Here is a 23,706-nt window from a genome sequence, read left to right as displayed (position 1 = left end):
TCCCTTCGATATGAAAATATAAGGGAGCATTCGTCATCCGGCAATCTCCGCCGTCTCCACCACCGCATGGAACAGCACGTCCGCGCCGGCGGTTGCCCATTCCTTGGATATCTCCTCCGCCTCATTGTGCGAGAGGCCGCCGACGCAGGGGCACATGACCATGGTGGAGGGCGCCACCTTGGCGGCCCAGCAGGCGTCGTGGCCGGCGCCGGAAATGATGTTCATGTGGGAGTAGCCGAGCTTTTCGGCGGCGTCGCGGACGCGGCCGACGAGGACCGGGTCAAAGGTGACTGGGTCGAAATGGCCGACGGCCTCGACGGAGCAGCCGACGCCGAGCGTTTCGCAGATCTTTGCCGCTTCGGCCTCGACCCTGGCGCGCATCCGGTCGAGCTTTTCCTGGGAGGGCGTGCGGATGTCGACGGTGAAGACGACCTTGCCGGGCAGGACGTTGCGGGAATTCGGCGAGAAGAACACCTGGCCGACGCCGCCGACGGCGCCGGGCTGTTCGCTCATGGCCACACCCTGGACCATTTCCAGAATGCGCGACATGGCAAGGCCGGCATTGACGCGCATGTTCATCGGCGTCGAGCCGGTATGGGCTTCGCGTCCCGTCAGGGTGAATTCCAGCCACCACAGGCCCTGACAGTGCGTCACGACGCCGATCTGCTTGTTCTCGGCTTCGAGGATCGGGCCCTGCTCGATGTGATATTCGAAATAGGCGTGCATCTTGCGGGCGCCGACTTCTTCGTCGCCGAGCCAGCCGATGCGCTTCAGTTCGTCGCCATAGGTCTTGCCTTCAGGGTCCTTGCGGCCATAGGCATAGTCCATGCTGTGAACGCCGGCGAAGACGCCGGACGCCAGCATTGCCGGCGCAAAGCGCGCGCCTTCCTCATTGGCCCAGTTGGTGACGACGATGGGGTGCTTGGTCTTGATGCCGAGATCGTTCATCGTGCGGACGACCTCGAGGGCGGCGAGCACGCCGAGCACGCCGTCATACTTGCCGCCGGTCGGCTGGGTGTCGAGATGCGAGCCGACATAGACGGGCAGGGCATCGGGATCGGTGCCGGGGCGGGTCGCGAACATCGTGCCCATCTTGTCGACGCCCATGGTCATGCCCGCGGCATCGCACCATGTCTTGAAGAGGCTGCGGCCCTCGCCATCGGCGTCGGTCAGCGTCTGGCGGTTGTTGCCGCCCGCAATGCCGGGGCCGATCTTCGCCATGTCCATGAGACTGTCCCACAGACGGTCCCCGTTGACGCGCATGTTTTCGCCTGGTGCTGCCACCATATCTGAAAGTCCTCGCCTGTTTTCATCAGTCATGCCATCAGCATGTCCGGTCTGTTCCCTTGGTCAATTCCCGGCGCGATTGTTTGTTTTCTTTGCGCTGGAAAATCCGCCGTTGCCTTTATTTTGCATCTGACGGATAATTTGACCGATTGGTAAACATTACAGCTTCCGTCGCTGGGCTCAAGACGTAAAACAGCAAAAATGCCGACAAAATTGCGGGCGGGGAACTGCTTCCGAAAACTTGATTGAAGCAGTTGAATTTGTGAGGGAAACGACAGCCATATGGCCATTCCGAGAGCAGCCAGGACGCAGCGCCGGACGCGCATCCAGGAAGAGAAGGAAGAGCAGATTCTCGAAGCGGCGCTCGACGTGTTTTCGGTCAGCGGCTTCCGTGGTTCCACGATCGACCAGATCGCTGCCGCTGCTGGCATGTCGAAGCCCAATCTCCTCTATTATTTCCGTACCAAGGAAGCGATGCACCGGGCGCTGATCGACCGGGTGCTCTATACCTGGCTGGAGCCGCTACGCGCCTTCAATGCCGAAGGCAATCCGGAATCGGAAATCCGCAGCTATATTCGCCGCAAGCTCGAGATGGCGCGCGACTTTCCGCGAGAGAGCAGGCTCTTCGCCAACGAGGTGCTGCAGGGCGCGCCGCATATCGAGGACGAGCTGAAGGGGCCGCTGAAGAGCCTTGTCGACGAGAAGGCCGAGGTGATCCGCACCTGGGCCAAAGCCGGCAAGATCGCCAAATGCGATCCCTACCACCTGATCTTCTCGATCTGGTCGACGACGCAGCATTATGCCGACTTCGACGTGCAGGTCAGGGCCGTTCTCGGCCAGGAGAATTCCGGCACCGGGCGTTTCGAGGATGCCGCGCGGTTTCTCGAACAGCTCTTCGTCGGCGGGCTGATGGTGCAGCCGGCCTGAGGCGTCAGGCTTTCTTCAACGGCATCATCTTGTCGAGGGCGGCTGCGACGCTTTCGATCGTATAGGGTTTCTGCAGGATATTGGCGCCGTTGAAGTTTCGAGTCACGGCCTCGCCGTAACCCGTTGCAAAGACGAGCGGCGTGCCTGCCTTCACCAGCTTTTCGGCAACCGGGAAACTGGTCTCTTCCCCGAGATTGACGTCGAGAACCGCCAGGTCGAAATGCCTGGTGGCGACGATATCGAGCGCCTGGGCAACGCTTGGCGCCAGCGCCACGTCCTTTGCCCCGAGCTGCAGGAAGATGTCCTCGCCGTCCATGGCGATGATCAGGTTGTCCTCGACGAGCAGGATGCTGCAGCCCTGCAGCGGCTTTTCGGAGATCGCCGTTGCCGCGCGGGCGACGGGTTCCTCGCGGGTCTCCGGCAGGATCGAGACCGGCCCCTGGGCAAAGGTGACGTATTTCGCCGGAATGGTGAAATCGGCTTCCAGGCCTGATGGCGCGTAGCGGACCTCCGCCTTACCGCCGAGATCGTAGGGGATCGAGTGGCGGATGATCGTCGTGCCGAAGCCCTGGCGTTTCGGCGCCTTGACGACAGGGCCGTCGGCCTCGCGCCATTCGATCAGCAGATTGCCCTTGGCGTCCTTCTTCCATGAGACGGCGACCGTGCCGCTATCGCAGAGGCTGCCATATTTGGCGCTGTTGGTGACCAGTTCGTGGAAGACGAGGGCGGCGGTCGAGAAGGCCTGCGGCCCGAGCAGAACCTCGTCGCCGCGCATGATGACGCGGGCGGCATTCTTGCCGAGATAAGCGGCGGCTTCGGCCTGCAGCAACGAACGCAGCGAGGCCGGTGCCCAGTGATCCCTGGTGATCTGGTCATGGGCGCGCGACAGCGCCTGGACGCGGCCTTCCAGCTGGCCGACGAACTCGCCGATATCGCCATCGCCGGTGCGCGACTGGCGGATCAGGCCGCTGATCAGGCTGAGGATGTTGCGGACGCGGTGGTTGAGTTCGGCGATCAGGATTTCCTGGCGCTCGTTTGCCTGCTGGCGCACGGCGCTCGCCTCGTCGGCCAAACGCAGGATCACCTCGATAAGCGTCACGCGGATCGTATCGGCCACCCGTTTTTCGGCTGCCGTGAACGGTTGCGAGCGGCCGCGGACGAGCTCCGACCAGCTCTCGAAGCTCTTACGCGGTGTCAGCCGTGGGCCGTTCGGGCCATATTCGACCGGCTTGTGCGGATCGCCGGCCCAGCGGACGGTGCGGACGATCTCCTGGCGGAACAGGATGACGTAGTCGCGCGGCGAGCGCGAGATCGGGATCGCCATCAGCCCGGCGACGGTGCCGTCGATGCCGGAATCCGGGAAGAATTCCTCGAGATGATCGGTGGTGAAGACGCGGCCGGAGGAGGTGCGGTTCAGGATCCTGACCAGCCCCGCAAACTGCTCCTGCGAGGGCGCAAGACCGGTCAGCGCCGAGCGGCCGTTGATCCACACACCGATGCCGTCGGCGGGGATGGCGTCGGAGAGCGCATCGATAAGCCAGGTCGGATCGTCGAGCAGGCTGGCATTGTCGGCAACCGAGGTCAGCAACCGGTCGGCGATGCGCCGGGCCTTGGTCTCGAATTCCAGCGCCAGGCGCCGCTCGCGGCTTTCGAGACGCGAGGCGAACATCTGGCCGAACAGCTCCGATGTCGAGCGGCGTTCGAAGGAGGGCAGGCGGGCGGAATAATGGTGGCAGGCAAAGAGGCCCCAGAGCTTGCCGTCGACGATGATCGAGATCGACAGCGAGGCGCCGACGCCCATGTTCTTGAGATACTCGATATGGATCGGCGACACCGAGCGCAGGATCGACATCGACAGATCGAGCGCGCGGCCGTGCTCGTCGACTTCAGGCTGGATGCCGACAGGCGTCGAGTTCACATCGGCGATGATGCGGAAGAGATTGCGGACATAAAGCGCACGGGCCTGAACCGGAATATCCGAGGCCGGGTAATGCAGGCCAAGGAAGGAGCCGATGCCGGGCCGCGCGGCTTCCGCCACGACTTCGCCGGAACCCTTCTCGTCGAAGCGATAGACCATGACGCGGTCGAAGCCGGTGAGCGCCCGGGCCTGGCGGGCGCCTTCGCGGAAGAAGGCTTCCATCGTCTCGGCCTGGTCGAGGCGGGCCATCATGCTGCGGATCGACAATGTCGTGCCGCCCTGGCTACCGTCCTGCGAGGGCTCGGCCTCGATCACCACCTGGCCGTCGCTGATATGCAGCGCCACGTCGAAGAGCGGGCCGCTTTCGGAAAACTGGATGCCGAACAGGCGCTCTACGATATCTGGCCCGCGGATAACGGCGAGGCGGTTGCGCAGCGTGTGCAGCGTCTGCGACATGATCACTTCGGACAGCGGGTGACCCAGCACATCCCTGTGGCTGACGCCGAGGAACTGCTCAAGATTTTCGGAGGCGCGGGAAATCAGCCAGTCGGGCGAGGAGACGAGCAGGAAACCGAACGGCTGGATGGCGCCGAGGCGGTGGATCGGTTCGCGGTCGCAATTGGTGAGGTCGACGCGGTCGAAGGTTTCGCTCACGAGGCGGCCATCTCCAGTTCCATCGCGGCTGCCTTGTGGAACAGGGCGAAGATGGCGCGGGCGGCTTCGACGGCCGTTGCCTCATCGGCGCCTGACGCATCCAGCATATCCATGAAGGCCTTCATGCCGCCCTTCGGGCCGAAGGGACTGAGATAGGCGGCGGGAAGACCATCGCCGACGGCTTTCGCCAGCATGGCGCCGCCGAGCTTGGAGCCTTCGAGCACATAGACGGCGCCGAGAAGGCTCGCGTCATCGGGCATATCGGGTGCCGCGAGCGAGGGCGGCAGCGGTGCGTTCAAAGCGGCGAGATCGTCCACCAGCAGATCGCGGCGGCGGCGCTCATGCCAGTCAGGGATCAGCCGCTCGATGCCGGAATTCTCAAGGGCGATTTCGACGGCGGGAACGGCGCGCGCATGGGCCGACAGGAAAGCCCGGTAATCGGCTTTGCGCCCAAGATCGAACCGGCCAAAGAGAGCATCGACGTCAGCGTGGCAATCGCTGGTGCCCGCGCGCAGCGCGTTTCGAAGTGACATGATGACTGCTGTTCCGTTCGATCATAATCCGGCATGCCGCATCATTGCAGCCCGGCTTTCAAGCGATATACGGCAGGCTTTCATGATTTCCAGTGAATAGGATAAAAAATTCAGGGACTTCGGTGGCTTGGTAAATTTCGCGGTTTCACTCCATCAGCCGCGGCAGGCGCTCGACGAGCGTGTCGATCGCCAGGCGCACCTTCGGCAGCATCACCGGCGAGCGCGGCCAGACGGCATGGGACTGGAAGACGACCGGCCGGACATCGGTGAGGACGCGGACCAGGCGGCCGGCTGCCACATGCTCGCGCACCATCCAACAGGGCAGCCAGACGAGGCCGGCGCCGTCGACGGCGAGATCGCAGATGGTGGCGAGATCATCCATGCGCAGCCGGGACTGCGGCTGCACCCGCCGCCAGGGATCGTCATCAGCAGGGAAGACCCAGGTGCGGTGGCTATCTTGCTTGCCGTAGATGATGCCAGTGTGGCGGGCGAGATCATCCAGCGTTTCCGGCGTGCCGTGTTTTTCGAGATAGGAAGGGGAGGCGCAGACCGTCAGCCGCTGGTGGGCGATCAGCCGCGCCATCATGTTCTCGTCGTCCTTCAGCGGTCCGTTGCGGATCGCCAGATCGTAGCCGTCGTCGAGCAGATCGACGATGCGGTCGTTGAAGGAGAGGTCGAGCTCCAGCTCCGGATGTTCGTCGAGCAGCGAGACGAGAATCGGGGCGATGCATTGGCGTCCGAAGATCACCGGCATGGAGACGCGCAGCTTGCCGCGCACCGTGCGCTTGCCGGCCTCGAGCAAGGCTTCGCCGATCCGGATTTCCTCCAGCGCCTTCAGGCAGCGTTCGTAGAAGAACTGGCCCTCGTCGGTCAGACTTTGCGCCCGGGTGGTGCGGTGGAAGAGCCGCACGCCGAGGCGTTCCTCCAGCCGGGCGATGGTTTTGCCGACGGCCGAGCGCGTCAGGTTGAGCCCGCTTGCCGCGGCCGAGAAGCCGCCGGCTTCCACGACTTCGACGAAGACGGAGATGCCGCCGAGCTTCTCCATAATTGTATCCTCTGTGGAACCGATCTTGGGAATTTATATCGCAACTGCGGCGCCAATTTCAACGATAGCATGGCTCCATTCGCTGAACAGGCAAAGGAGCAGATGCGATGACCAAGGCAAGGCAGTGGACGATCGACGGGATCGGCCCGAAGAACCTGAAGATATCGGAGGCGCGGACGGAGGACCCTGGGCACAATCAGGTTCTGGTGCGCACGGAAGCGGTATCGCTGAACTATCGCGACAAGCTGGTGCTGGAAACCGGCATGGGGCTGCCGCTGCAGTTTCCCTTCGTTCCGGCCTCCGACATGGCCGGTGTCGTCGAGGCGGTCGGCCCCGGTGTGACGCGCTTCAAGCCGGGCGACCGGGTGATCTCGACCTTCTCTCCCGGCTGGATCGACGGCAAGAACTTTGGCGATGCGCGGAATCCGCCTTACCGCACGCTCGGCGGCATCTATCCCGGCGTGCTCTCGGATTATCTCACCTTCTCAGAGGACTGGTTCGCCAAGGCGCCGGATACGCTCGATGCGGCCGAAGCCAGCACCTTGCCCTGCGCCGGTCTGACGGCCTGGTTCGCGCTGGTCGAGCGCGGCAAGCTGAAGGCCGGGCAGAAGGTGCTGATCCAGGGCACGGGCGGTGTGGCGCTGTTCGGCGTGCAGATCGCCAAGGCGCATGGCGCGGAAGTCTTCGTCACTTCGGGCAGCACGGACAAGCTGGAGCGCGCCCGCGCCATCGGCGCCGATCACGGCCTCGGCCGGGAAAACTGGGTGGAGACGCTCTATGGCCTGACCAATGATTACGGCGCCGACCAGATTCTCGAAATTGCCGGCGGGGCGAATTTCGGCGAGGCACTGAAAGCCGTGGCGGTCGGCGGGCATATCCATGTCATCGGCGTGCTCGAGGGCTTCGAGATCTCCGGGCCGGTTGCGCCGCTGCTTTTGAAGTCGCCGACGGTGCAGGGCATCAGCGTCGGCCATCGCCGGGCGCTGGAAGATCTGGTGCGGGCGGTCGATATATCGGGCATCAAGCCGGTGATCGACAAGGCCTATGCCTTCGAGGACCTGCCGGAAGCGCTGGCGCATCTCGACCGCGGCCCCTTCGGCAAGATCGTCGTCACCTTCTGAAACACCGGCTCCCGCGGATCAGCGGGAGCCTTTCACCAACTCGCAGGCTTGCTACTCCTGCAGGCAAGCGACCATGATGTTGCAATCACACATAAATGTTCTATCAATAATTCGCGTCTATCCAGAACGTGTCTCAATTGATTTTTATCACGGCATGATTGCCCGATCAGCTTACGCCACTGCCGCCATGAACGGTGAAACAGTGTGCTTGGGGGTCACTAATGACATCAATTTCTTCCAGTCCCAATTCCGCTCTTCTCATTCTTCAGGCCCAGTCGTCGGCCGCAACAGACAAGACCACGGCCGCCACTCCCGACTTGGTAGCAACAGCCAATGGCCAGCCTTCGAAGCAGACGGTCGGCGTCAGCACCCAGCCGACGCAGTCAGAATCGAAGATTTCCGACGCCCTGTTCAGCGTCAACAATCGCTCCATCACGCAGATGAAGCTCGATCTGATCGAGCGCACCGGCGAGGAACTCGGCGTCAAGAAGGACGACTACGCCTCGACCGACGATTTCGTTGCGGCGATGAAGAAGGTCGTCACCAACATCAAGGCGCATAAGGGCTGGGAACAGGTTGTCGCCAAGATCGAAAAGGATCTCGGCCTCGACAAGCTCGGCGTCTCCCTGGAAGACGTGATCAACAGCGCGCGCGATCCCGAACAGGACGACAAGGTCACCGAAGCGCTGAAGCAGCAGGCCGGCATGGTCGACGAGAAGGAAGAAGATGCCGACAAGGCCGTGCTCTTGAAGCAGGACGAAGACGGCACCTACGCGCCCACCGACGCTGCCCCGCAGAACTGACGCTGTCGGCTCAACATCTGAATAGCAATAGGCCCGCGGGTAGTCCCGCGGGCCTTTCTCATTCGTCCTTGCCGTCCCGCATCCAGATACGGGAGCGGCCCGCCATCATGCCGCCGCGGCTTCGCTCTCGAAGCTGAAGCCTTCGTCGGCCCAGCCGGTCATCCCGCCGATCATCACCTTCACCTGCTTGCCGAGGCGGGCGAGGCGAAGGGCTGCCTTGTCGGTGCCGTTGCAATGCGGCCCGGCGCAATAGACGACGAAGAGCGTGCCGCCGGCCCATTCGGCCATGCGATGCGCGGTCATCTTGCCGTGCGGCAGGTTGATGGCGCCGGGGATGTGGGAGGCTGCGAACATCGCGGGCGAGCGGACGTCGAGCAGGACGAAATCGGCCTTGCCCGCGGCAAGCGATGCGTTGACGTCCCAGCAGTCGGTCTCGAAGGCGAGCTTGCGGGCGTAATAGGCGGCGGTGGCTTCCGGGTCGGCGGCCGGGGTTTCGCTGACGAAGCTTGGCATGGGCGGTTCCTTTCGTTCGGGTTGCGGCCCGTTATCGCCGATGCTATGGCTTGGCGAAATTGGCCAGAATGACGATGAGCGTAAAGATCATGCCAAATCCTGCCGGACCGGAAGTGGCGGTGCTTGCCTATGACGGGCTCTGCACCTTCGAATTCGGCATCGCCTACGAGGTCTTCGGCCTACCGCGTCCCGAGATGGGCGAGGGCTGGTACCGCTATTCGGTCTGCGGCATCGAGCCGGGGCCGCTGCGCGCGGCGGGCGGGCTGACGGTTGCGGCCGATCACGGGCTCGAGGTGCTGGAGAAGGCCGACCTGGTCGTCGTGCCCGGCTGGCGGTCGATCGATGCGCCGGTGCCTGACGGTCTCACCGCTGCCCTTCGCGCCGCCCATCGGCGGGGCGCTCGCATCATGTCGCTCTGCTCGGGCGTCGCCGTGCTCGCCGCATCGGGCCTGCTTTCCGGCCGCCGGGCGACGACGCACTGGCGCTATGTCGGGGCGATTGCCGCACGCTATCCCGACATCGCCTTCGACGCCAGGGTTCTCTACATGGATGAGGGCAGCATCCTGACGGCGGCGGGCAGTGCTGCCGGTATCGATCTCTGCCTGCATGTGGTGCGCGGCGATTTCGGCGCTGAAGCCGCCAACAGCGTCGCCCGCCGCCTCGTCCTGCCGCCGCATCGCGAGGGCGGGCAGGCGCAGTTCATCCACGCGCCGGTGCCGCAGGCGCGCGAAGGCATCCGCCTCGGACCGCTGATCGAGTGGATGCGCGAGCGCCTAGACGAGGACCAGCCGATCGGTCTGCTCGCCGGCAAGGCGGGCATGAGCCAGCGCACCTTCCAGAGACGTTTCGAGAAGACGACCGGCCTCAGCGTCGGCGAATGGCTGTTGAAGGAGCGGCTGCGCCATGCGCGGGAACTGCTGGAAAAGCAGGGCGCGGCATCGCTGGATGATATTGCTGCGGCGAGCGGATTCGGGACGGTCGCGACGATGCGGCATCATTTCCGCAAACGGCTGGGGACGAGCCCGGGGGCGTATCGGAAGACGTTTGCGGGAGTGGCTTAGAACCGAGTGCGGTAGGGCAGGACGTCGATATCTTTCTCACGGCGCCGTGCCTGGGCGATATCGAAGCTGTTCTGCATCCGCATCAGTGTATCCATCGAGATGCCGAATGCTTTCTCGAACCGCAACGCCATCTCGGGCGAGAGCGATGCGCGTTCATTGAGCAAGGCGGACAAGGCAGGCCGGGTGACGCCAAGGGCGCGCGCCGCATCGGTCACCGAGAGCTCCAGTTGTTCCAGAACTTCGTACTTGAGAAAGTCCCCGGGATGCGTGGGGCTCTTCATTGTGACGAATGGGCTCCAGGTGTCCTTCCTGTCTCCGGCCAAAGGTGAGTCTTTTCGCCGCGCGTCGTCGCGGCAGGAAGAGTCTTTTTAGCCCAAAGACTGGGGCCGGCTGGATCCCTGTGACAAGCACAGGGATGAGGGAGAAGTAGGACCCACCGCCTCAGGCATCATCCCAAAACTCCCAACAAACAAAAAAGCCGGCGCCCACGAGGGGCAGCCGGCTTTTTCCTCCCAAGTATCCCTTGGTTTAGAAGGCGAATGCCTTCGATGTCAGCGGCGCGGATGTCGCGTCGGGTCCGAAGTCAGCCTCGCCGGAGATCTGCAGCAGTTCCTGCAGGCGCTGGCGGGCGCGGTTGACGCGGCTCTTGATCGTGCCGACGGCGCATTCGCAGATTTCGGCGGCCTCTTCATAGGAGAAGCCCGATGCACCGACCAGGATGATCGCTTCACGCTGGTCCGGCGGCAGCTGCTCGAGCGCCTTCTTGAAATCCTGCAGGTCGAGTGCGCCGTATTGCGACGGGTGCATCGCCATGGATTCCGTGAACAGGCCGTCGCTGTCCTGAATCTCGCGGCCGCTCTTGCGCATCTGGCTGTAAAGCTCGTTGCGCAGAATCGTGAAGAGCCAGGCCTTCATGTTGGTGCCCATCTCGAAGTGGTCCTGCTTGGCCCATGCCTTCATGATGGTGTCTTGCACGAGATCGTCCGCGCGGTCGTGGCGGCCGATCAGCGAGATTGCGAATGCACGAAGGCTCGGCAGAGCTGCCAGGAGTTCGCGCTTGAAGCTTGGTTGCGCTTGTTCCATAGGCCCACCTTATTCCGCCATCTTGGCCGAAGCCATCATCTCGGCCTGGTCGAGCTTTTCGAGCAGATCGAGAAAACGGTCCGGGATCGCTTCGTCCTGGACGGCAGCGTAAAGCGACCGCAATTTGACGCCGATCTGGTTGTTGGGATCGAGTATGTCGCCCGCCCGCACATCCAGCCGTTGTTGATCTCTCTCTTCGTTCTGCTGTGTTGTCATTAACTCGTCACTTCTCGTCTGTTGTCTCTCTGTTGTGAGGGGCCGCCCGAGGTCTTGGTGCAGACACGGAAAGCACCGACCGTCCCGGGGACAGTTGATGCCGCAACGCTGCAGATGACATTCTTCAAACCGGCATGCCCTTATTCGTCGGCAAGGATAATGCGGGCGCCTGAAAAAAGTTCCGCACTGTCCGGAACTTTTTTAATAGTCTCACGTTTCTGACCCATTAGAGCCAGTTACCGGCCTATAGACGGGAGTTATTAATGACACTTTCAACTCGAATTGCGCCGCACCTTCCTTATCTGCGTCGCTATTCCCGCGCTCTCACCGGCACTCAGACATCTGGCGATGCATATGTTGCCGCAGTGCTTGAAGCGATCATCGCCGACATATCCATTTTCCCGGATACCGCTAACGACCGCGTCGCACTCTACAAACTGTTCACCGAACTTTTTGGTTCCACCGCAGTCCAGATTCCCGAGCCGGCCTCGCCTTATGCATGGGAACAGCGCGCGACAGTGAACCTCGCCAAGGTCTCGCCGGCGGCACGCCAGGCCTTCATCCTCGCATCGGTCGAGAACTTCCGCGTCGGCGAGATCGCCCTGATCCTCGACGTCGAGGAAAAGGAAGTCATGAGCCTGCTCGACACCGCCTCGCAGGAAATCTCCCGCCAGGTCGCGACCGACATCATGATCATCGAAGACGAACCGCTGATCGCCATGGATATCGAGCAGATGGTCGAAAGCCTTGGCCACAAGGTCACCGGCATCGCCCGCACCCACACGGAAGCCGTCGCGCTCTACAACAAGACCAAGCCGAGCATGGTTCTTGCCGACATCCAGCTTGCCGATGGCAGCTCGGGCATTGATGCGGTCAACGACATTCTGAAGACCTCAAGCGTGCCGGTGATCTTCATCACCGCCTTCCCCGAACGTCTGCTGACCGGCGAACGTCCGGAACCGACGTTCCTTGTTACGAAGCCCTTCAATCCCGACATGGTCAAGGCATTGATCAGCCAGGCGCTGTTCTTCAATGAATCGACCAAGGTTGCTGCCTGAAAAGGGTTTTCCGGATAACGGAACAAAGCAAAAGCCGAAGCGTTCCAGCCTGGCTGGCGCGCTTCGGGAGCTTTAACTGTTTCTGCAACGCTTGGTCATAAACTGACCGGCGGACGGACCGGCTGAATTGGCAACCTCTTTCCAGCTGCACCAGACGGATAAGGAAAGGCGGCTTGGTGACTACGATGAAACCATTAATCGGCAATGCCTCCCATGTGGATGGCAAAGCCGTGATGATGGAACGGGCGCTTCGCAGTGCCGGAATTTCGATTCTCTTTCAGGACTCCCAGCTCGCAATCGCTTACGCCGAGAACCTGCCCGCTCATTTCCAGCATCTCTTCAGACCCGGCGCGACCGATGCCGACCTCTTCGGCCTGGCTTACGGCGAATATCTCCACGCCCTGAAGCTTAAGGTTCTCGAAGGCGGCGCGCCGACGACGGCCGAAGTTGAGGTCAATGTCGACGGCGAGATGCGCAGCTACGAGCTCAAGGTCCAGCGCGTCGCCGAAGGTGGCACTTACGGCATTCTCTCGGTCCTCTCCGAAGTCACCGAGACCCGTCACCGCGAAAAGGTGCTGAAGTCGCTGCTTCGCGAGCTCTCGCACCGCTCGAAAAACCTGCTCGCCATCATCCAGGGCATTGCCACGCAGACGGCGCGCAACACGCTGTCGCTCGATGGTTTCCTGGTGAAATTCCGCGGACGCCTGCAGTCGCTCTCCAATTCGCAGGATCTGATCACCGATTCCAGCTGGCGCGGCGCCTACCTCTTCGAGCTCGCCGAAAAGCAGTTCGCCCCCTACTGGCCGGAGACCGCCGGCACTATGCCGATCTTCGGCATCAACGCCCATATGACACCCAATGCCGCCGTCCATCTCGGCCTGGCGCTGCACGAACTGATCGTCAACTCCGCGTCCTTCGGCGCCATCGCCGGCGGTGCGGCCTCGATCACGCTCAACTGCCGCGAAGCCGAGCTGAACGGCAGGAAGGCGATCGAAGTGACCTGGGCAGAAGCCCTGCCGAACCGGACGGAAGTTCACGAATTCAGCGAAAACAGCTTCGGCAAGACCGTGCTCGAGCGCGTCGTGCCCTCATCGATGAACGGCAAGGCAGTGCTCAAGCTGACACCCGGCCGCATCGAATATGCATTGCTGATTCCCGAGACCGAATTCGAAATCCTGAAGCGCGCCTGACCGGGCGCTCTACTCCCCAAGACGGCACTGGTGTGGACAAAATAAAACAGCCAGTGCGAGGGCGGCGCACTGGCTGTTTTCACTCACCGGGAGGGGACCGTGAGTAGATCCGGATGATGGGTTGGGGGCGCGCATGTTGGGTCGATGCGATCATCATCAGGATACCTCAATAACGGGCGCATTAACCTTTGGTTCCACCCGTCCGGAAAAAAAGTGGACTTTTGTGAACCTTTTTTGTCGCGGCGGTGAAACCCCCGCGAAATCCCTGATGCCGCAGCCAAAATCCCGATGAGAATAAGGATGTAAAATCAGTGGCATAACCTCTATAAGCACTCAAAATTTTACCGTTTGATAAATTTTTAGACCTGAGTTACGCTTTCCCTCACTAGCCGTTTACCAATAATGAGGGAACTTCAATGGAACGACTGGAAACTGGGATTCATGCTGGCCGGCTTTCGCCCGCCGAGTATGACGACAACTTTTCCGATCTGCATCCGCGCCTCGACAAACATGAGGCGCTGGTCGCTTCCGACCGCTGTTATTTCTGTTACGACGCGCCGTGCATGACGGCCTGTCCCACCTCCATCGACATTCCGCTGTTCATCCGCCAGATCTCGACCGGCAATCCGATCGGTTCGGCCAAGACGATCTTCGACCAGAATATTCTGGGCGGCATGTGCGCCCGCGTCTGTCCCACCGAAGAGCTCTGCGAACAGGCCTGCGTGCGCAACACGGCAGAGGAAAAGCCCGTGGAGATCGGCCGCCTGCAGCGCTACGCGACCGACGCCGCGATGAACGCAGGCAAGCAGTTCTATAGCCGCGCCGCTTCGACGGGCAAGAAGATCGCCGTCATCGGCGCCGGTCCTGCCGGTCTCGCCGCCGCCCACCGCCTGGCGGTCAAGGGCCATGACGTCGTCATCTACGACGCCAAGCCGAAATCCGGCGGCCTCAACGAATACGGTATCGCCACCTACAAGTCGGTCGACGACTTCGCCCAGAAGGAAGTCGATTACGTCCTGTCGATCGGCGGCATCGAGGTAAAGAACGGCCAGCTGCTCGGCCGTGATTTCTCGCTCTCGGACCTGCAGGCGCAATATGACGCCGTCTTCCTCGGCATCGGCCTTGCTGGCGTCAACGCCCTGAAGGTCGATGGCGAAAGCCTGCCCGGCGTCGAGGACGCCGTCGATTTCATCGCCAAGCTGCGCCAGTCCGGTGACAAGGGCACGGTCGCGATCGGCCGCCGCGTCGTCGTTCTCGGCGGCGGCATGACGGCGATCGACGCTGCAGTTCAGGCCAAGCTGCTCGGCGCCGAAGAGGTGACGATCTGCTACCGCCGCGGCAAGGAGCACATGAACGCCTCCGAGTTCGAACAGGATCTCGCGGCATCGAAGGGCGTCATCATCCGCCACTGGCTGGCGCCGAAATCGATCGTCGCCAAGAATGGCGCCGTCGCCGGCATCGAGGTCGAATATACGGCACTCGCCGAGGGACGGCTTGTGACGACGGGCGAGACCGGCGTGATCGCCGCCGACCAGATCTTCAAGGCGATCGGCCAGACTTTCGAGGCTTCCGGCCTCGGCGTGCTGCGCACCGAAGCCGGCCGCATCGCCATCGATGGCGAAGGCCGCACCTCGATCGAGGGCGTCTGGGCGGGTGGCGACTGCGTGCTCGGCGGTGACGACCTCACCGTCTCGGCCGTCGCGCAAGGCCGCGATGCCGCCGAATCCATCAACCGCGTGCTTGCTGCAGGTTTGCAGCCGGCCGTTGCCGTCGCCTGAAGGGGAGCATGAACAATGGCTGATCTCCGCAATAATTTCGTCGGCATCAAATCCCCGAACCCGTTCTGGCTCGCTTCCGCGCCGCCGACCGACAAGGCCTATAACGTCGAGCGCGCCTTCAAGGCGGGCTGGGGCGGCGTGGTCTGGAAGACGCTCGGTGAGGAAGGCCCGCCCGTCGTCAACGTCAACGGCCCGCGCTACGGCGCGATCTGGGGCGCCGACCGCCGCCTGCTCGGTTTGAACAATATCGAGCTGATCACCGACCGCGACCTGCAGACCAACCTGCGGGAAATGAAGCAGGTGAAGATGAACTGGCCCGACCGCGCCCTGATCGCCTCGATCATGGTGCCCTGCGAGGAGGAGAGCTGGAAGGCGATCCTGCCGCTGGTGGAAGAAACCGGCGCCGACGGCATCGAACTGAACTTCGGCTGTCCGCACGGCATGTCCGAGCGCGGCATGGGTGCCGCGGTCGGACAGGTGCCGGAATATATCGAGATGGTGGTGCGCTGGTGCAAGCAGTACACGCGCATGCCCGTCATCACCAAGCTGACGCCCAACATCACCGACATCCGCCGCCCTGCCCGCGCCGCCAAGCAAGGCGGCACGGACGCCGTGTCGCTGATCAACACGATCAACTCGATCACCTCGGTCAATCTCGACACCTTCTCGCCGGAACCGTCGATCGACGGGCGCGGCAGCCATGGCGGCTATTGCGGCCCGGCCGTCAAGCCGATCGCGCTGAACATGGTGGCCGAGATCGCCCGCGACCCTGAGACGTCGGGCCTGCCGATCTCCGGCATCGGCGGCGTCACGACATGGCGCGATGCGGCCGAATTCCTGGTGCTCGGCGCCGGCAACGTGCAGGTCTGCACCGCGGCGATGACCTACGGCTTCAAGATCGTCGACGAGATGATCTCCGGCCTCGCGGCCTGGATGGACGAAAAGGGCCACCGCACCCTCGACGACATCACCGGCCGCGCCGTGCCGAATGTCTCCGACTGGCAGTATCTGAACCTCAACTACATCGCCAAGGCCAAGATCGACCAGGACGCCTGCATCAAGTGCGGCCGCTGTCACATCGCCTGCGAGGACACCTCGCACCAGGCGATCACCAACTTCGTCGACGGCGTCCGCCACTTCGAAGTCATGGAAGACGAGTGCGTCGGCTGCAATCTCTGCGTCAACGTCTGCCCAGTCGAGAACTGCATCACCATGGAAGGCCTGCCGGCAGGCGCGCTGGACGAACGCACAGGCAAGACAGTCGAAAGCACCTACGCCAACTGGACGACCCATCCGAATAACCCGATGGCGAGACAGGCCGCGGAGTAATAGATTAGCAAAGCCGCGGCGGAATTTGCGCCGCGGCTTTGCTTGGTCCTGTAGGTGCCAGACTCACCTCCCTCCTGCCCGTCACTGGAATCCGGTCGAGCATCCCTGTGACGAGCACAGAAATGAGGGAGGAGAGGGGTGTGCCGGGTCAGCCAATGCGGTGGACCGGGTACTCCCAAGACGCGGACTAATCGTCCTTCTTCGACCCAACTAAATTCGACGCCACAAGCGCCATTAGGATCCCCGCCGTCAGAAGCGGCTGCGAGCGGATCAGGCCGATGCCGGCGGCGGCGGCCGATTCAAGCGCCAGGCGGCGCTCTTCAACGCGGCGCTTCTCCTGCGCATTGAGGATCGCCATGACGATAAGCGCGATGACGGCAATGAGCACTGCGCAGGCGGCGAGGAAGAGGGCGGCGCCGACCGGGCCGTAGATGCCCGCAAGCCATATCGCACCAGCGGTCACCGCCAGCGCATAGGCTGTCAGCAGGAAAAGCGCGGCGATCGCAATGAAAATACCGTTGCGCTTGGTTCGCGCAACGGTACGGTGAACGCTGTTTCCCACCAGCATGCTGAGGATCGGGAAGAGCATCGAGCCTCCTAGCGGCGGGCGAGGAGGGCGAGCACGAGGCCGAAGGCGGCGGCCGCGCCGATCGTGGCGACCGGATGTTTGCGCACGGTGTCGCGGACTTCGCTGGCGCCGCGCAGATAACCATCCTGCAGGTCGCGCAGCAGATCTTCGCTGCGGCCGACCAGCTCGTCGTAACCGGCGGAGGCCTGATAGCGGATCTTGTCGGACTGGCGGCGGGAATTCTTGGCGGCGATCTTGGTCAGCGCCTCGATCTCGTCGCGCAGATGCTCGATCTGGTCTTCGATCGTGCTCTCGATGCTGTGGAGCGTGCCGTTGCCCTTGCGGGAGCCGCGAACGGACTGGAGGATGGATGAAGCCATGATTTTTCTCCATGCTTTTGGGCGAGCAGAAGCGCCGCCTGTTTAAACGCAGGTCAAGACCATTGCTGTTGGGAGAGTGCCCCGGCCATGACCCAAATCATCGACACGGAGAACGCGAAAGGCGCGGAAAGGTTCCCTATCGGAGCTCAGAGAGCACTATGCGCCAGCACGAACGGCGTGCCATCAGCCGGCACCTGGTTGATGCGTAGCGCGCAGCCGAAGACGGACTGCATGTTGTCGTCCGTCAGCACGTCTCGGACGTTGCCGGCCGCCGCCAGCCGCCCGGATTTCATCAGCACGATCTGGTCGGCAAAAAGGGCGGTCAGGTTGAGGTCGTGCATGACGGCGATGACGCCGCCTCCCGCTTCGCAGAACTGGCGCGCGAGACGCATGATCGTCAGCTGGTGGCTGATGTCGAGGCTGGAGACCGGCTCGTCGAGCAGCAGCCAGCAGGGCTTGCCGTGGGCGACCGGCTCGGCGATCTGGCAGAGGACGCGGGCGAGCTGGACGCGCTGCTGCTCGCCACCCGACAGTTCTTGATAGTAGCGGCCCTCGAAGCCGTGCAGGTCGACGGCGCCAAGGGCGCGGGCCGCGGTTTCCTCGGCTTTTTCGGGATGAAGATTGACGCCCGTGGTCAGGCCCATGCGGACGATTTCGCGGACGGTGAAGGGGAAGGAGATGGCGCTTGCCTGCGGAAGGACGCCGCGGATGGCGGCGAGCTTCCAGGGCGCCATGTCGCGCACTTCGGCGCCGTTGATCTTCACCGAACCCCTGGCGGCAAGCTCGCCGGAGACGGCTTTCATCGTCGTCGTCTTGCCGGAGCCGTTGGGGCCGGCGATCGCCGTCAGCTCGCCGGCACGGGCGGTGAAGCTGACGCCGTGGACGATGGTCTTGCCCGACAGATCGACGGAAACATTGGAAAGCTCGATCATGGAAATGGTCTCAGAGGGCAAGCCGCGAGCGCTGGCGCAGCAGGATCCACAGGAAGAAAGGACCGCCGACAGCCGCGGTGATGATGCCGATCGGCAGTTCGGCCGGAGCGACGATGGTGCGCGCCAAGACGTCGGCAAAGATCAGCAGCGAACCGCCGAGCAGGGCGGAGGCGGGCAGCAGGTAGCGATGGTCGGGGCCGATCACCATGCGCAGCACATGCGGCACGACGATGCCGACGAAGCCGATGCCGCCGCTGACGGCGACCGAGGCGCCGGTGGCGGCCGCGACGGTGACGATCGCGATATTCTTCAGCCGCTGAACCGGTACGCCCATGTGGAAGGCGGCGGCCTCGCCGAGCGTGATGGCGTTGAGCCCGCGGGCCATGAAGGGAAGGACGACGAAGGAGAGCAGGATGATCGGCGCAGACGCTGCGATCTTCATCCAGGTGGCGCCCGAGAGCGAGCCCATGCCCCAGAAGGTGAGGTCGCGCAGCTGCTGGTCGTTCGCCATATAGGTCAGAAGGCCGGTCAGGGCGCCTGTGAGAGCGCCGAGCGCGATGCCGGCGAGCAGCATGGTGCCGATCGAGGTCTGGCCGTTGCTGGTGGCGACCCTGTAGAGCAGCAGCGTGGTGGCGAGACCGCCGCCGAAGGCTGCGAGCGGCAGGGCATAGATGCCGAGCAGATTGAACAGCGGCATGGCGATGCCGCCGCCGAGCACGATCATGACGACGGCGCCGAAACCGGCACCCGAGGAAACGCCGACGAGGCCGGGATCAGCAAGCGGATTGCGGAACAGCCCCTGCATCACCGCGCCGGAGACGGCAAGCGAGCCGCCGACCAGGAAGCCGAGAATGGCGCGCGGCATGCGGATATCGAAGATGATGATCCGGTCGCGCATGGTCAGCGCATCGGCCTGGCCGCCGAGATTGGCGATGACATCGAACATCGATGCGTCCGACGCGCCTGTGGTGACCGAAAACAGCAGCGAGAAGACCGAGCCGACGACGAGCAGGGCGATGACCAGGACCGCGAGGCGGGCGCGATCGCCCGCCTGTTGCCGCTCGCGCAGCGCCGTGATCGAGAAGAGAGAGCGTCTTTCACCCGCCATCGCATCCTGCATTGCCATGTCAGCCGCCGTAGATCGCGGCGTTCAGTTCGCGCACCGCGCTTGCCGTGCGCGGGCCGAAGCCGAGAAGGTGCAGGCCGTCCATGCGGATGACCGCCTTGTTCTGGGCGGCGGGCGTCAGTGCGATTGCCGGCTGCTTGAAGAGATCGTCATTGGCTGCTGCATGGCCGCCTTCGCGGTCCATCATCAGGATCACGTCGGGCTTCGCCTCGATGATCGCCTCGTCGGTCAGCGGCTTGTAGCCCGGGAAGGTGCCGACGGCGTTGACGGCACCTGCAAGGCTGATGATCCCGTCGGCGGCCGTGCCGGTGCCCGACGCCATGATCTTTCCGCCCTGGGCGCTGAGGATGAAGAGCACGCGCTTACGCTCACCTTCCGGGCGCTTCTCGGCATCGGCAATCGCCGCGTCGAGATCGGCGCCGACCTTGGCTTCCAGGGCCTTGGCCTTGTCCTCGACGCCGAGCAGGGTGCCGACGCGATCGATCTTCTTCAGGATGCCTTCGCGGTCATAGGTGTTCGGCACGGTTTCGAAGGGAACGCTGGCGTTCTTCAGAACGGTCAGCGCTTCCGGCGGGCCAGCGCCCTCGACGGCGATGATCGCCGACGGGTTGACGGCGAGAATGCCTTCTGGCGAGAGCGCCCGCATGTAGCCGACATCGGGCAGCTTCATTGCCGCTTCGGGATACATACTGGTCGAGTCGCGGGCGATGATGCGGCCTTCTTCGCCGAGCGCATAGATGATCTCGGTGACGTCGCCGCCGACGGAGACGACGCGCGAGGTGTCGAGCTTCTTCGGCTCGGCGGCATGGGCGGAGCGGACGAAGGAATAGCCGGGCGTGGCGACCGGCGACGGGATGAGCGGCAGTGCCATGACGGCCGCCGTCAGCGCCAGTTCCCAGAGGCGGATGCGGCGCAGGCTGGAGGGCATCTTCATCACCATGCTCCTTATGCGGCGACGCTTGCGGCGCGCGGCAGGTTCTCGATGATCTCGCGCCAGTCGCTGCGCTCGTCGGTGCCTTCCTTCCGCTTGCCGAAGAACTGGATGATCATCTCGCCCTTGGCATCGTAGGCTTCGAGCGAGGTGACATGGCCGTCCTTGGTCGGCTTGCGCACGGCCCAGGCCTCGGCGATGTGGTCCTGGCGCAGATGCAGGTGGAAGGTCGGGTCCATGATGTTGATCCACGGACCCATCGGCTGGACGTTGAAGATCGGGCCGGAATGGATCTGGACGATGCCGTTATTGGCGACGAAGCACATGATCGGCAGGCCGGATTTGACCGAGGCGTGCAGCAGGTCTGCCGTTGTCGAGGGATCGAGCTTCCAGGCGTAGTCGTCGCCGACGGTGCGCACGGCCGCCTGACGGCCGATCTTCAGCTTGCGCAGCATGCCGAAGAATTCGTGGGTATCGGTGAGCTTGCTCCAGTTGTCGCGCAGTTCGTCGCGGCTGACATCGCCGGTTTCATCGGTGCCGAAGCTTGCTTCCTGCTCGACGAATTCCTGCGACTGGTCCTCGAGCTTCAGTTCGGCGACGATCGCATGATAGGCCTCGACATTGGACGACGGGCGCAGGTGCACCTTATGGACCGCATTGCCGGTCTTGTCGAAATATTGGAGGCTGAGGCGCTCGGTATCGCCATCCTTCTTGGTCACCGCAAAGGCATGCGCCCAGCGGCTCGGGAAGACGCGCAGGTCGATATTCTCGCCGAGAACGATGGCGTTGTGCTGGCCGGTGGTGATGTTCTCATAGACGCCGATCTTCTCGTGCACGGCGCTTTCGTTGCGCGACAGAGCCATGACTTCGCCGAGGCTTGCGACGCGCTCCAGAAGCTTGTTGGCGCTGGCATCGATGCGGGTGGCGGAAATGCCGACTTCGGCGGCGACGAGGGCAGCCTCGGAGATTTTCAGCTGAGCTGCGATATCGCGCTCGCGCATCTTCGGATTTTCGGCGCGGAACGCACGAATTTCGGCCGGTGCCGGTCTGGTGTTCTCGGTCATGTTCTACCCTTACTTATTGAGAATGAGCTTGCCCTGACGGGTAATTTTCATGCGATAGACCACGCCCTCATGCCGGATCATGATCTCGTTCGCGCCGCGGAAGATGTCTCCGCTTTCGATCGTGCGCACTTCCGCCGCATCCTTGACGAACGGCGCATGCTTAAAGGTGTCAGGCTTTTCAACCATCATTTCGGTTGGCAATTTCCGCTTGTGCCGCGGCTTGTTTTCCCGCGGCTCCGATACATTTATCTTGACTTTCATAGTCAGCATTTTTTAAAGACGCAATAGAAGAGTTATCAACTCAAGTTTTCGAAATCGCATGGAGAAGTGATGATGGCGGCACGCAGTTTTGCAGCGCTCGTGGCAGGCGGATTGATCGCGGCGGGAAGCGTTTTTCCGGCTTATGCCCAGGATGCCGCTGCCGCTGCTCCGGCCGCTCCCGCCAATGCTCTCGAGGTCGAGCTAAATGCGCTGGCGCCCTCGCAGAAGGGCTGCATGATGACCTTCGTGGCGCTGAACAAGCTGGCCGCCCCGGTCAACAAGATCTCCTTCGAGCTTGCCTTCTTCAACGACAAGAATGCCGTCGACAAGATCACCGTTCTCGACTTCCGCGATCTGCCGCAGGGCAAGAAGCGCGTGCGCCAGTTCGATATGCCGAACGTCAAGTGCGAGGCCGTCACCCGCATCCTGATCAACGACACGCCGGTCTGTGACGGACCGGCTGCCGGCGAATGCATGAAGGGTCTGGTGACCCGGTCGCAGATTTCGGTTCCCTTCGAAGGGTAATGAATGCGCCGGGGATGAGCCCCGGCGAGGCTTCAGTTTCCAACTGGCCGGGGCAGGCACATGGTAGTTTCAGCGAAATCCCAGTCACGGCAGGTGTTCTTTGCCGATCAGGAAGAGGGCGGGTCGAACGACAATCTGCCCGGCCTGCATCCCGGCCATGAAATGCCGGAGCTGCGCAACGCGCCGCGCCAGCCCGCCGCCGAAGCCGTCGTCCACTATGCCCGCTTCGCCCAGATCGGCTCCTTCCCCGAGCATGCTAAGGAACCGAAAGCCGATGCCGCCGATGCGCCGACAATGGATACGTCTGCGATCGAGAAGCAGGATGCGGCGGCCAAGCCCGTCAAGCGCAATGTCGTTGCAGCCTGCCTGACGTCCTTTGCATTTCATGCGATCGTCTTCACCGCGCTTGCCATTGGTTTCGTTGTGACGCCGCATCAGCCGGAGGAAGAGGCTGGCGAGGCCGTCAGCGTCATCATTCTCGGCGATTCCGAAGCCGACCAGGCCTCGGCCGGCGATCCCGACCTGCAGGTCGAGCCGCAGCCCGAGGAAGTGGTGGCGGAAAGCGTTCAGCCGGAAACGGTTCAGCCAACGGAAGTGCAGCCGACCGAGGTGCAGCCCACGGAAACGGTGGAGGCCCAGCCGGTACAGCCGACGCAGGAGGTAACTCGCGTTTCCCCGGAGACGGTGACCGCGGCCGAGCCGAAAGTGCTGACCTCCAACGTTCCGGCCGAAACATCCGTCGTCCAGCCGATGGCGACCGAGGTGCCGGAAGAGGTGAAGCCCGTCGAGCAGACGGAGGTGGCGCAAGCGGTGCCGGAGGCTATCCAGCCCGAGGAAGCGCCGACCCCGACGCCGAAGCCCAAGGCGGTGCCGCCGGTGGAGAAGCCGAAGGCCGAGAAGAAAGAGCCGCCGAAGAAGGTGGTGAAAAAGGTTGCCGGTTCGCAGGGCGAGAACAAGCAGGACTCGCGCCGCGGCGCCAATGACGGACAGGAAAGCGCCAATTCCGACCAGAACTCGCGCTCGGCCGGTAGCTCCGGCGGGGCAGGCAGCGCTGCTGTCGCCAATTATCCGGGCAAGGTGCAGTCGCGCATCCGCCGCGCCGTGAAAGTGCCGTCGGAATACAAGCGCATGAGCGCCTCGATGAATGTCCGCGTGCGGCTTACGATCGGCGGCGACGGCTCGCTGACCGGCCTTTCGGTTGCCCGCAGCTCCGGTATCCCAGAGCTCGATCAGGCGGTTGTCTCTGGCGTTCAGCGGGCGTCTCCGTTCCCGCCGCTGCCGTCCGAATGGGGCAAGCCGAGCTGGACCTTTACCCAGGAAGTCCAGGTCACCGGCCGCTGAAATAAATATGATCAAAAGAGTCAACTTTATACTTTACTCTAAAAATCAAGTTTAATAAGGTC

At 63.0% G+C, this 23,706-nt stretch carries 25 protein-coding genes; 10 read left to right on the top strand and 15 right to left on the bottom strand.

Annotation, left to right across the window (positions count from 1 at the left end; translation table 11 throughout):
* Positions 1–33: 33 nt before the first annotated feature.
* Positions 34–1,287, bottom strand: coding sequence for a Zn-dependent hydrolase (locus ACEN84_RS23375; RefSeq protein ID WP_413710074.1), 1,254 nt, complete (start codon positions 1,285–1,287; stop codon positions 34–36).
* A 282-nt stretch (positions 1,288–1,569) separates the two neighbouring features.
* Here ACEN84_RS23375 and ACEN84_RS23370 point away from each other — a divergent pair, with 282 nt between their 5' ends.
* Positions 1,570–2,214 carry a TetR family transcriptional regulator C-terminal domain-containing protein gene (locus ACEN84_RS23370; RefSeq protein ID WP_413710073.1) on the top strand — a complete coding sequence of 215 codons (645 nt, stop codon included), beginning with the start codon at positions 1,570–1,572 and terminating at the stop codon, positions 2,212–2,214.
* 4 nt (positions 2,215–2,218) lie between these two features.
* Here the strand turns inward: ACEN84_RS23370 and ACEN84_RS23365 are convergent, their stop codons facing one another.
* The 3 genes from ACEN84_RS23365 to ACEN84_RS23355 form a co-directional block, all read right to left on the bottom strand.
* On the bottom strand, positions 2,219–4,786 hold the full coding sequence (locus ACEN84_RS23365) for an HWE histidine kinase domain-containing protein (RefSeq protein WP_413710072.1): 2,568 nt from the start codon (positions 4,784–4,786) through the stop codon (positions 2,219–2,221).
* A complete protein-coding gene (locus tag ACEN84_RS23360) occupies positions 4,783–5,319 on the bottom strand; it encodes a biliverdin-producing heme oxygenase (RefSeq protein ID WP_413710071.1) in 537 nt (178 codons plus the stop codon). The genes ACEN84_RS23365 and ACEN84_RS23360 overlap by 4 nt, the downstream gene beginning before the upstream one ends.
* Before the next feature lie 145 nt (positions 5,320–5,464).
* Positions 5,465–6,364 (bottom strand): LysR family transcriptional regulator, encoded by a 900-nt coding sequence (locus ACEN84_RS23355; protein WP_130283931.1) that lies wholly within the window; start codon positions 6,362–6,364, stop codon positions 5,465–5,467.
* A 107-nt stretch (positions 6,365–6,471) separates the two neighbouring features.
* On the opposite strand from ACEN84_RS23355, the gene ACEN84_RS23350 reads away from it, so the two are divergent.
* Together ACEN84_RS23350 and ACEN84_RS23345 are read left to right on the top strand one after the other, a co-directional pair.
* Positions 6,472–7,485: a zinc-dependent alcohol dehydrogenase family protein gene (locus ACEN84_RS23350; RefSeq protein ID WP_413710070.1), complete on the top strand. Its 1,014-nt coding sequence runs from the start codon at positions 6,472–6,474 to the stop codon at positions 7,483–7,485.
* A gap of 221 nt (positions 7,486–7,706) precedes the next feature.
* Complete coding sequence (locus ACEN84_RS23345) at positions 7,707–8,288, top strand: hypothetical protein (protein ID WP_413710069.1); 582 nt, start codon at positions 7,707–7,709, stop codon at positions 8,286–8,288.
* A gap of 105 nt (positions 8,289–8,393) precedes the next feature.
* Here the strand turns inward: ACEN84_RS23345 and ACEN84_RS23340 are convergent, their stop codons facing one another.
* The gene (locus ACEN84_RS23340; RefSeq protein ID WP_413710068.1) at positions 8,394–8,801 is read right to left on the bottom strand and encodes a rhodanese-like domain-containing protein; all 408 of its coding nucleotides are present in this window, start codon (positions 8,799–8,801) and stop codon (positions 8,394–8,396) included.
* A 68-nt stretch (positions 8,802–8,869) separates the two neighbouring features.
* Here ACEN84_RS23340 and ftrA point away from each other — a divergent pair, with 68 nt between their 5' ends.
* Positions 8,870–9,862, top strand: coding sequence for a transcriptional regulator FtrA (ftrA, locus tag ACEN84_RS23335; RefSeq protein ID WP_413710067.1), 993 nt, complete (start codon positions 8,870–8,872; stop codon positions 9,860–9,862).
* Here the strand turns inward: ftrA and ACEN84_RS23330 are convergent.
* From ACEN84_RS23330 to ACEN84_RS23320, 3 genes are all read right to left on the bottom strand, one after another.
* Positions 9,859–10,143, bottom strand: a complete 285-nt coding sequence (locus tag ACEN84_RS23330) for a HigA family addiction module antitoxin (RefSeq protein ID WP_413710066.1) — start codon at positions 10,141–10,143, stop codon at positions 9,859–9,861. The genes ftrA and ACEN84_RS23330 overlap by 4 nt on opposite strands.
* Positions 10,144–10,390: 247 nt before the next feature.
* A complete protein-coding gene (locus tag ACEN84_RS23325) occupies positions 10,391–10,945 on the bottom strand; it encodes an RNA polymerase sigma factor (protein WP_112711385.1) in 555 nt (184 codons plus the stop codon).
* Between the two features lie 9 nt (positions 10,946–10,954).
* Positions 10,955–11,161 carry a NepR family anti-sigma factor gene (locus tag ACEN84_RS23320; protein WP_112711386.1) on the bottom strand — a complete coding sequence of 69 codons (207 nt, stop codon included), beginning with the start codon at positions 11,159–11,161 and terminating at the stop codon, positions 10,955–10,957.
* 263 nt (positions 11,162–11,424) lie between these two features.
* On the opposite strand from ACEN84_RS23320, the gene ACEN84_RS23315 reads away from it, so the two are divergent.
* The 4 genes from ACEN84_RS23315 to preA all read left to right on the top strand — a co-directional run bounded on the left by ACEN84_RS23315 (position 11,425) and on the right by preA (position 16,516).
* Entirely contained in the window at positions 11,425–12,219 is a 795-nt protein-coding gene (locus ACEN84_RS23315; RefSeq protein WP_130283921.1) for a response regulator, read from the top strand.
* Between the two features lie 185 nt (positions 12,220–12,404).
* Positions 12,405–13,409 carry a sensor histidine kinase gene (locus ACEN84_RS23310; RefSeq protein ID WP_413710065.1) on the top strand — a complete coding sequence of 335 codons (1,005 nt, stop codon included), beginning with the start codon at positions 12,405–12,407 and terminating at the stop codon, positions 13,407–13,409.
* Between the two features lie 416 nt (positions 13,410–13,825).
* Positions 13,826–15,187, top strand: coding sequence for an NAD(P)-dependent oxidoreductase (locus ACEN84_RS23305; RefSeq protein WP_413710064.1), 1,362 nt, complete (start codon positions 13,826–13,828; stop codon positions 15,185–15,187).
* Between the two features lie 15 nt (positions 15,188–15,202).
* A complete protein-coding gene (gene preA / locus ACEN84_RS23300; protein ID WP_130283925.1) occupies positions 15,203–16,516 on the top strand; it encodes an NAD-dependent dihydropyrimidine dehydrogenase subunit PreA in 1,314 nt (437 codons plus the stop codon).
* A 187-nt stretch (positions 16,517–16,703) separates the two neighbouring features.
* Here preA and ACEN84_RS23295 read toward each other — a convergent pair whose 3' ends face one another.
* From ACEN84_RS23295 to hemP, 7 genes are all read right to left on the bottom strand, one after another.
* On the bottom strand, positions 16,704–17,105 hold the full coding sequence (locus ACEN84_RS23295; RefSeq protein WP_413710063.1) for a hypothetical protein: 402 nt from the start codon (positions 17,103–17,105) through the stop codon (positions 16,704–16,706).
* An 8-nt stretch (positions 17,106–17,113) separates the two neighbouring features.
* Positions 17,114–17,464 carry a DUF883 family protein gene (locus tag ACEN84_RS23290; RefSeq protein WP_112711383.1) on the bottom strand — a complete coding sequence of 117 codons (351 nt, stop codon included), beginning with the start codon at positions 17,462–17,464 and terminating at the stop codon, positions 17,114–17,116.
* A 146-nt stretch (positions 17,465–17,610) separates the two neighbouring features.
* Positions 17,611–18,396 carry a heme ABC transporter ATP-binding protein gene (locus tag ACEN84_RS23285; RefSeq protein WP_413710062.1) on the bottom strand — a complete coding sequence of 262 codons (786 nt, stop codon included), beginning with the start codon at positions 18,394–18,396 and terminating at the stop codon, positions 17,611–17,613.
* A gap of 10 nt (positions 18,397–18,406) precedes the next feature.
* Positions 18,407–19,522 carry a FecCD family ABC transporter permease gene (locus ACEN84_RS23280; protein WP_413710061.1) on the bottom strand — a complete coding sequence of 372 codons (1,116 nt, stop codon included), beginning with the start codon at positions 19,520–19,522 and terminating at the stop codon, positions 18,407–18,409.
* 1 nt (position 19,523) lies between these two features.
* A complete protein-coding gene (locus tag ACEN84_RS23275; protein ID WP_112711380.1) occupies positions 19,524–20,456 on the bottom strand; it encodes a heme/hemin ABC transporter substrate-binding protein in 933 nt (310 codons plus the stop codon).
* A gap of 11 nt (positions 20,457–20,467) precedes the next feature.
* Positions 20,468–21,517 (bottom strand): hemin-degrading factor, encoded by a 1,050-nt coding sequence (locus ACEN84_RS23270; RefSeq protein WP_413710060.1) that lies wholly within the window; start codon positions 21,515–21,517, stop codon positions 20,468–20,470.
* Positions 21,518–21,526: 9 nt separating this feature from the next.
* Positions 21,527–21,706: a hemin uptake protein HemP gene (gene hemP, locus ACEN84_RS23265; protein ID WP_112711378.1), complete on the bottom strand. Its 180-nt coding sequence runs from the start codon at positions 21,704–21,706 to the stop codon at positions 21,527–21,529.
* Between the two features lie 141 nt (positions 21,707–21,847).
* Between hemP and ACEN84_RS23260 the strand changes: the two genes are divergently transcribed.
* On the top strand, positions 21,848–22,303 hold the full coding sequence (locus ACEN84_RS23260; protein WP_413710059.1) for a hypothetical protein: 456 nt from the start codon (positions 21,848–21,850) through the stop codon (positions 22,301–22,303).
* Between the two features lie 60 nt (positions 22,304–22,363).
* Positions 22,364–23,644: a TonB family protein gene (locus ACEN84_RS23255; protein ID WP_413710058.1), complete on the top strand. Its 1,281-nt coding sequence runs from the start codon at positions 22,364–22,366 to the stop codon at positions 23,642–23,644.
* Positions 23,645–23,706 lie beyond the last annotated feature (62 nt).

It is taken from the genome of Rhizobium sp. Rhizsp82 (genome assembly GCF_047325115.1).
Taxonomy (GTDB): domain Bacteria; phylum Pseudomonadota; class Alphaproteobacteria; order Rhizobiales; family Rhizobiaceae; genus Rhizobium.
Note: the sequence above shows the minus strand (reverse complement) of the source record. Positions and strands in the feature narration are given on the sequence as shown.

What these genes read in the sequence shown, in the direction of transcription:
- ACEN84_RS23375 (WP_413710074.1), bottom strand. Translation starts at nt 1,287, where the DNA reads ATGGTGGCAGCACCAGGCGAAAACATGCGCGTCAACGGGGACCGTCTG.
- ACEN84_RS23370 (WP_413710073.1), top strand. Translation starts at nt 1,570, where the DNA reads ATGGCCATTCCGAGAGCAGCCAGGACGCAGCGCCGGACGCGCATCCAG.
- ACEN84_RS23360 (WP_413710071.1), bottom strand. Translation starts at nt 5,319, where the DNA reads ATGTCACTTCGAAACGCGCTGCGCGCGGGCACCAGCGATTGCCACGCT.
- ACEN84_RS23355 (WP_130283931.1), bottom strand. Translation starts at nt 6,364, where the DNA reads ATGGAGAAGCTCGGCGGCATCTCCGTCTTCGTCGAAGTCGTGGAAGCC.
- ACEN84_RS23350 (WP_413710070.1), top strand. Translation starts at nt 6,472, where the DNA reads ATGACCAAGGCAAGGCAGTGGACGATCGACGGGATCGGCCCGAAGAAC.
- ACEN84_RS23345 (WP_413710069.1), top strand. Translation starts at nt 7,707, where the DNA reads ATGACATCAATTTCTTCCAGTCCCAATTCCGCTCTTCTCATTCTTCAG.
- ACEN84_RS23340 (WP_413710068.1), bottom strand. Translation starts at nt 8,801, where the DNA reads ATGCCAAGCTTCGTCAGCGAAACCCCGGCCGCCGACCCGGAAGCCACC.
- ftrA (WP_413710067.1), top strand. Translation starts at nt 8,870, where the DNA reads ATGACGATGAGCGTAAAGATCATGCCAAATCCTGCCGGACCGGAAGTG.
- ACEN84_RS23330 (WP_413710066.1), bottom strand. Translation starts at nt 10,143, where the DNA reads ATGAAGAGCCCCACGCATCCCGGGGACTTTCTCAAGTACGAAGTTCTG.
- ACEN84_RS23325 (WP_112711385.1), bottom strand. Translation starts at nt 10,945, where the DNA reads ATGGAACAAGCGCAACCAAGCTTCAAGCGCGAACTCCTGGCAGCTCTG.
- ACEN84_RS23320 (WP_112711386.1), bottom strand. Translation starts at nt 11,161, where the DNA reads ATGACAACACAGCAGAACGAAGAGAGAGATCAACAACGGCTGGATGTG.
- ACEN84_RS23315 (WP_130283921.1), top strand. Translation starts at nt 11,425, where the DNA reads ATGACACTTTCAACTCGAATTGCGCCGCACCTTCCTTATCTGCGTCGC.
- ACEN84_RS23310 (WP_413710065.1), top strand. Translation starts at nt 12,405, where the DNA reads ATGAAACCATTAATCGGCAATGCCTCCCATGTGGATGGCAAAGCCGTG.
- ACEN84_RS23305 (WP_413710064.1), top strand. Translation starts at nt 13,826, where the DNA reads ATGGAACGACTGGAAACTGGGATTCATGCTGGCCGGCTTTCGCCCGCC.
- preA (WP_130283925.1), top strand. Translation starts at nt 15,203, where the DNA reads ATGGCTGATCTCCGCAATAATTTCGTCGGCATCAAATCCCCGAACCCG.
- ACEN84_RS23295 (WP_413710063.1), bottom strand. Translation starts at nt 17,105, where the DNA reads ATGCTCTTCCCGATCCTCAGCATGCTGGTGGGAAACAGCGTTCACCGT.
- ACEN84_RS23290 (WP_112711383.1), bottom strand. Translation starts at nt 17,464, where the DNA reads ATGGCTTCATCCATCCTCCAGTCCGTTCGCGGCTCCCGCAAGGGCAAC.
- ACEN84_RS23285 (WP_413710062.1), bottom strand. Translation starts at nt 18,396, where the DNA reads ATGATCGAGCTTTCCAATGTTTCCGTCGATCTGTCGGGCAAGACCATC.
- ACEN84_RS23280 (WP_413710061.1), bottom strand. Translation starts at nt 19,522, where the DNA reads ATGGCAATGCAGGATGCGATGGCGGGTGAAAGACGCTCTCTCTTCTCG.
- ACEN84_RS23275 (WP_112711380.1), bottom strand. Translation starts at nt 20,456, where the DNA reads ATGAAGATGCCCTCCAGCCTGCGCCGCATCCGCCTCTGGGAACTGGCG.
- ACEN84_RS23270 (WP_413710060.1), bottom strand. Translation starts at nt 21,517, where the DNA reads ATGACCGAGAACACCAGACCGGCACCGGCCGAAATTCGTGCGTTCCGC.
- hemP (WP_112711378.1), bottom strand. Translation starts at nt 21,706, where the DNA reads ATGATGGTTGAAAAGCCTGACACCTTTAAGCATGCGCCGTTCGTCAAG.
- ACEN84_RS23260 (WP_413710059.1), top strand. Translation starts at nt 21,848, where the DNA reads ATGATGGCGGCACGCAGTTTTGCAGCGCTCGTGGCAGGCGGATTGATC.
- ACEN84_RS23255 (WP_413710058.1), top strand. Translation starts at nt 22,364, where the DNA reads ATGGTAGTTTCAGCGAAATCCCAGTCACGGCAGGTGTTCTTTGCCGAT.